The organism is Chitinophaga pendula (genome assembly GCF_020386615.1).
GTDB lineage: Bacteria > Bacteroidota > Bacteroidia > Chitinophagales > Chitinophagaceae > Chitinophaga > Chitinophaga pendula.
The window spans coordinates 3,309,261-3,316,017 of record NZ_CP077769.1 but is presented as its reverse complement, the minus strand read 5'-3'; the positions used below and the strand labels follow the sequence as shown (position 1 = coordinate 3,316,017).

The following is a 6,757-nucleotide window of genomic DNA, read 5'->3' as shown; positions in this document are numbered from 1 at the left end:
ATGAAATTTGTCAACAGGAAAAAGAAATTCATAAAAGTAAGTACTGTTACTACACTGAAAGCTGGTACCAATGATACCCTTTCATCCTTGATAGCTACCGCTAAAGCGGCTCAGCTGGAAGTATTGGAGATATCCGCATCGCATACGATAACAGCAAAAGAGAATGTAAACACCGGCAGCCAGGATATAGTGATCTGCACAGGAATCATAACAGACCTGTCCTCCATAAAACGTGTATTGAAGAAGGAAGGATTGCTCTGCTGGCAACATCCCGCTGCCAGTACCGACAGATATCTCCAACTACAGGAAGAAGGATTTGAGATCATAACAGACAACGATAATACCCTCATAGCAAAAAGCGATGGTCGTATAGCTATCCGACTGGAAGAGACGACAACGGCCCCCGCAGCGCCTGTAGATAACATGCAGCAGCATACGCAGCAAGAAGACTGGCTGAAAGCACGGGTGATCTCGATAGCAGCAGCTACCATATCGCTGGCAGAAAAAGATTTCGATACCACTGCCCAGTTCAGCGACTATGGGTTCGACTCCATACTGGGGACAGAGCTGATCCGGCTGCTGAATGAAAAACTGGATATCTCCCTCAAAGCAACAGACCTCTATAGCTATGCCAATATCGACCTGCTCACCGACTACATCCGGAATAACTTTACGGTCGCAATACCAGTTCAGCAAACTACCGCTCACATACCAACGCCGTTACCGGATAACTATAAAAAGGAAGATATTGCCATCATTGGCATGAGCGCCCAGTTCGGCCGTACCAACAACGCACAGGAATTCTGGCAAATACTGAAGACCGGCCAAAGCCTCATCACCCGCATTCCCAAAGAGAAATGGAACACCGGCATAGACGCCTGGAGCAGCTGCATCACAGATGCCGACAAGTTCGATCCGCTGTTCTTTAAACTCTCCGGCAGCGAAGCCGAAATGATGGACCCTAAACAGCGGCTGTTCCTCGAACATTGCTGGAAAGCCATAGAAGATGCAGGCATCAATCCCGAAAGCCTGTCCGGCAGCAGATGTGGTGTATACGCCGGCGTAGGCCCGGGCGACTACGCTGCCAGGATGGAGGGCACATTGCCTGCGGCACTATGGGGCAATTCCGCAGCAATACTCGCCTCTCGTATCGCTTATTTTCTGAACCTAAAAGGCCCGGCAGTAGCCATAGATACCGCCTGCTCCAGCTCCCTGGTAGCTATGGAAATGGCCTGCTCCAGCCTCCAGCGTGGAGATACCGATCTGGTGATCACCGGCGGCGTTAACATCATCAACGATGCCCACGCCTACATGATGGCAGACCGCGCCGGCATGTTATCCCCCGATGGTCGCTGCTATACCTTCGATAGCAGAGCCAACGGATTCGTCATGGGAGAGGGCATTGGCGTACTCATGCTAAAAAGACTGTCAGATGCCGTCAGGGATAATGACCGCATTTATGGCGTCGTAAAAGGTATACTGACCAACCAGGATGGCACAACAAATGGTATCACTGCCCCCAGCATGCTCTCCCAACAGGAACTGGAAAAAACAGTCTACAATAAATTCGGTATTAACCCCGAAACCATCACCTACGTAGAAGCACATGGCACAGGTACCAGCCTCGGTGATCCCATAGAATTTGAAGCGCTTTGCACCTCATTCCGCACCTATACCGGCAAACAACAGTTCTGCGGCCTGGGAAGCGTAAAAACCAATATAGGCCACACCCTCGAAGCAGCCGGCGCGGCCAGCGTAATAAAGGTGCTCCTGTCGCTGCAACACCGGCAACTACCGCCCACAATAAATTATAAGGATAGCAATCCCCTGATCACATTACAGGGCAGCCCATTCCGTATACAAACACAATTGACAGATTGGGAGCATCCAGCAGATCAACCGCGCAGAGCAGCGATCAGCAGCTTTGGATTCAGCGGCACCAATGTACATATGGTCATCGAAGAATACATACCAGTAGCAAAACCAACCTTTGTGGCCAGCAAACCGGCGATCATTCCGCTGTCAGCAAAAACAACCATACAACTGCAACAACAGGTCGATAACCTCCTGCATTGGCTGCAGGATAACCCGGGCAAGGCACTGGCAGATATCGCCTACACCTTACAGACAGGCCGCGCAGCCATGGAAAAAAGAGCCGTGTTCCTCGCAGATACCATAACAGAACTGACAACACTACTGCAATCTTATCCGGATCAAAACACCGGCCGCAGCTTCAACGGTACCGCCCGTAAACGAAACAAAACAGCAGACGACAATACACGATGTGCGAGCATGATCGCTACGGGTACATGGCAACAACTGGCTGAACATTGGGTGAATGGAGGCACCATAGACTGGAAATTATTGTACAATAATACATGGCCGGACAAGATCAGCCTGCCGCCTTACCCCTTCGCAAGAGAAAGCTACTGGATAGCAGCTACCGGAAAACAACCGCTCGTAACAACCGTACCACAGGCACTACATCCCCTGCTGCATACTAACGATAGTACTTTCGGCCAACAATCCTACACCACCATGCTGAGTGGAGAAGAGTTTTTCCTCACAGATCACCTGGTGAAAAACGAAAAGATATTCCCGGCAGTAGCCTACCTCGAAATGGCAAGAGCAGCAGGAGAGATGGCAACAGCCGGTCTCATCACACAGCTGAAAGATGTAAGCTGGCTCATGCCGATAAACGTAAAACAGGAGGCTGTCAAAACAACCATACAACTGCAGCAAACCTCACAGGGAATTGCATATGAAATATATACCAACGACGCCACACGATTACATGGCCAGGGATATATGACGGCCATAATGCCGCCAGCCATCGCTCGCCAGGACATAGCCTCCTTGTTGGCCAGATGCACAGCAGTGAAAGAAGGTCCGGCATGTTATGAGGTCTTTCGCTCACTGGGCCTGCAGTATGGTCCCGCTTTCCAGGGCTTGAAAAAACTCTGTCATACCAGCGACGAAGCCTTGTCAAATATTGTATTGCCCACCAACGCCGGGTTTGTGCTATCCCCGGGTATATTAGATAGCGTACTACAGACCTGTATGGGCATCAACCTCGGAAGTGCTGCCTTACAGATGATGTTGCCGTTCAGCGCAAGAGAGATCAATATTTACAATGTCCTGCCCGAAGAGGTCTGGTGCTATGCACGCCGGAGTAATACAGGCAGGCAGGTGAGCAGCTATGATATCACTGTAATGGATGCCGGCGGCCAAGTACTGCTCACCATCACAGAATTGATCCTGCTGCCGGTAGAGCAGTCAGCAACGATGCCAGCCGCACAACAACTGCATTTGTATACCGCACAATGGCAACTACAACCCATCCGGCAGCATACACATACAGCTGCCGCCCTATTATTCCTCATTAATGCCCCAGCGCTGCTGGTAGACAAACTGCAGGAAACACTGGAATGTGAAGTTATAGGATGGAACGCCGGCACTCTGGAAGCCTGCTACCTCGAACTGCAGTCCATCATAAAAAACAGGTGGAAGAACAGGCTCGCCACACATCTGCAGGTAATCTGTACACACGAAGATTATACAGAATATGGCTGCATATCCGCAATGATAGATAGCGCCTCACAGGAAAGCCACCTGATATCAGGGAGCGTAATAACAGTAGAAAACCTGTCTACAGCAGGCATAGATACATTGTCTGCACTACTGACCTCAGAATACAATAGTAAAGACTCCCTGGTACGATATGAGAACGGTGATCGTTTCGTGAAAGGACTGCAACCACTCCACGAGGCCAACAATGGGATAACCATCCGTGAAGGAGGCGTATACCTGATCACCGGTGGCGCCGGTGGCCTCGGCCTGATATTTACAGACTATATCCGGCAATATACCGGCACAAAGGTAGTACTGACTGGCAGAAGTACTTCCCCAAAACAAACATTACCGGCAGGTACCCGCTATTATGCCTGTGATGTATCCGACGAACCAGCCGTACATGCCCTCATCGCACAGATCATCGCAGAATATGGCCGCCTCGATGGTATTATCCATAGCGCCGGCGTACTCCGCGACAGCTTCCTGATCAACAAGACTGCCGCTGAAGTAGCTGCCGTATGCAGTGGCAAAATAGCAGGTGCCAGAAACCTCGACATCGCAACAAAAGAACGTTCCCTCGATTTCATGTTGTATTGCTCCTCCCTCGCTGGTGTATTCGGCAACGCCGGACAGTCCGACTATGCCATGGCAAATGCCTGGTTGGATAACTACGCCGGCTACCGCGAGTCATTACGCTCACAGGGCAAAAGACAGGGCCGCACACTTAGCATCAACTGGCCGCTCTGGAAAGAGGGTGGCATGCAGATAGATGATGCCACCGCAAGCTATATGGAACAGCACTATGGACTGTCTCCCATGCCCGTTCCGGATGGACTGCTTGCATTGACGCGCTTACTAAATAGTACCGCCGTACAAGGTACCGTTATATTCGGCAATAATGGCAAACTGCCGGGTCTCGTCATAACGCCGGTAACGCCAACACCTGTCGTAAACACCATTACCACAAGCGACGTATCGATGGCTGCTGCCACACAATTCCTGGCCAACCTGATGTCAGGCGTATTAAAGATACCGGCAAACCGGCTGGAGACAGAGGCACCATTCGAACAATTTGGCATAGACTCCACGATCATCATAAAACTCACAAATGAACTCGAAGGCGTATTCGGTAAGATACCGCGTACCTTGTTCTTTGAATGCCAGAACCTGCAGGAACTGACCGCTTATTTCCTCTCCGCTCACCGCGAACAATTACAATCACTAACAGGCACAACCCCTCGTCCGGTGATCAATCAAGAAAGGCAGATGCCAATACCGGCAGTGACCAAATCGCCAGTTCGCCAACCGGCAGGTAATATGCCGATAGCAGATGTAGCCATCATCGGCATCAGCGGTCGATATCCGGGTGCCAACAACCTCGCCGCATTCTGGGACAATCTAAAAGCGGGCAAAGATAGTATCACAGAGATCCCTGCAACACGATGGAACCTCCATGCTTACTATGATAAAGAGAAAGGAAAAACCGGAAAGACCTATAGCAAATGGGGCGGCTTTATAGATCACGCAGATCAGTTTGATCCCATGTTCTTTAATATTTCCGCCCGCGAAGCTGAACTCATGGACCCACAGGAACGCATATTCCTGCAGACCGTATGGGAAACAATCGAAGATGCCGGGTATACCCGCTCCATGTTACAGGGAGATGATAAAGAGGGCAAAGTAGGCGTATACGTAGGCGTAATGTATGAAGAATATCAGTTGTTCGGCCCCGAGGAAACAGCAAAAGGTAACCCCATCGCCTTGTTGGGAAATCCCAGCGGCATCGCCAATCGCGTATCCTACTTCCTCAACTTGCATGGACCCAGCATGGCGGTAGATACCATGTGCTCTTCCTCCCTCACCGCCATTCATCTCGCCTGTAAAGACCTGCAGACAGGCGAAACAGAACTGGCCATCGCCGGTGGTGTCAACCTTAGCCTGCATCCTAATAAATACCTCATCCTCAGCGAAGGTGGATTCGCCTCCAGCAAAGGTCGCTGTGAAAGCTTCGGAGAAGGAGGAGAGGGGTACGTGCCAGGAGAAGGAGTAGGCGCCGTGCTGCTAAAACCGCTTGCCAGGGCTCTGGCAGATGGCGATCGCATATACGGCGTCATCAAAGGAACAGCGGTCAACCATGGCGGCAAAACAAATGGATACACCGTTCCTAACCCCAAAGCACAAACAGCAGTAATAAAAGCAGCCATGCATAAAGCAGGAATAACACCTGCCGATATCAGCTATATCGAGGCGCATGGCACCGGCACAAGCCTGGGAGATCCTATCGAGATCGCCGGCCTGCAAAAAGCATTTGACACAGATAGTAAGCAATACTGCAGCATCGGTTCCGTAAAATCAAATATCGGCCATTGTGAATCAGCGGCTGGCATCTCCGGCCTTACCAAAGTAGTGCTGCAACTACAGCATAAACAGCTGGTGCCCTCCCTGCATGCTACCGTGCTAAACCCGAATATCGATTTCAGTAATACACCGTTTAAGGTACAACAACAACTGGAAGACTGGCGGGCCGATAATGGCAAGCCCAGACTGGCGGGTATCAGCAGCTTCGGCGCAGGGGGCAGCAATGCACACCTGATCGTAGCAGAATACAACCCGCCTGCAGTTAAACCCTACCACGATAATACCCCTGCCATCATCGTATTGTCCGCCCAGAATAAGGAAAGACTTCGTAAAATGGTAATCAACCTGAAACAACATCTGCAGCACAATAGCGATATAAACCTGCACGATATCGCCTACACGTTACAAACAGGCCGGGAAGAAATGGAAGAACGGCTCGCATTCCTGGCGACCTCCGCAAAAGAAATGGTAACGGCCCTGAACCGATACCTCGAAAATGATGGACAAGACCTATTCACCGGCAATACCAGAAAAGATAACCCGGACTTCCTGCTCAACGGCAAAGCCGGACAGGCATATATACAAAGCGCCCTCCGGGAACGCGAAGGTAGCTCACTGGCACAGATATGGGTCAAAGGGGTACAGATCGACTGGAACCTGCTCTACACCGCCGGCCGCCCCGCCCGTATCAGCTTGCCCGCATATCCCTTCGCAGAAGAACGCTACTGGTATCCCAAAGCAGAAGTGATGCCAACAGTTAATATCCAACTGCACCCACTCTTACATGCATTAAAACACGAAAACTCTTTTTAACCGGCAACAACAA

1 protein-coding gene is annotated in these 6,757 nt (G+C 50.7%); it reads left to right on the top strand.

Annotated features, from left to right (window positions below; genetic code table 11):
- On the top strand, positions 1 to 6,744 hold the full coding sequence (locus KTO58_RS11540) for an SDR family NAD(P)-dependent oxidoreductase (RefSeq protein WP_225860205.1): 6,744 nt from the start codon (positions 1 to 3) through the stop codon (positions 6,742 to 6,744).
- Positions 6,745 to 6,757 lie beyond the last annotated feature (13 nt).

Coding starts and splice junctions, on each gene's coding strand:
- KTO58_RS11540 (WP_225860205.1), top strand. CDS start 1: ATGAAATTTGTCAACAGGAAAAAGAAATTCATAAAAGTAAGTACTGTT.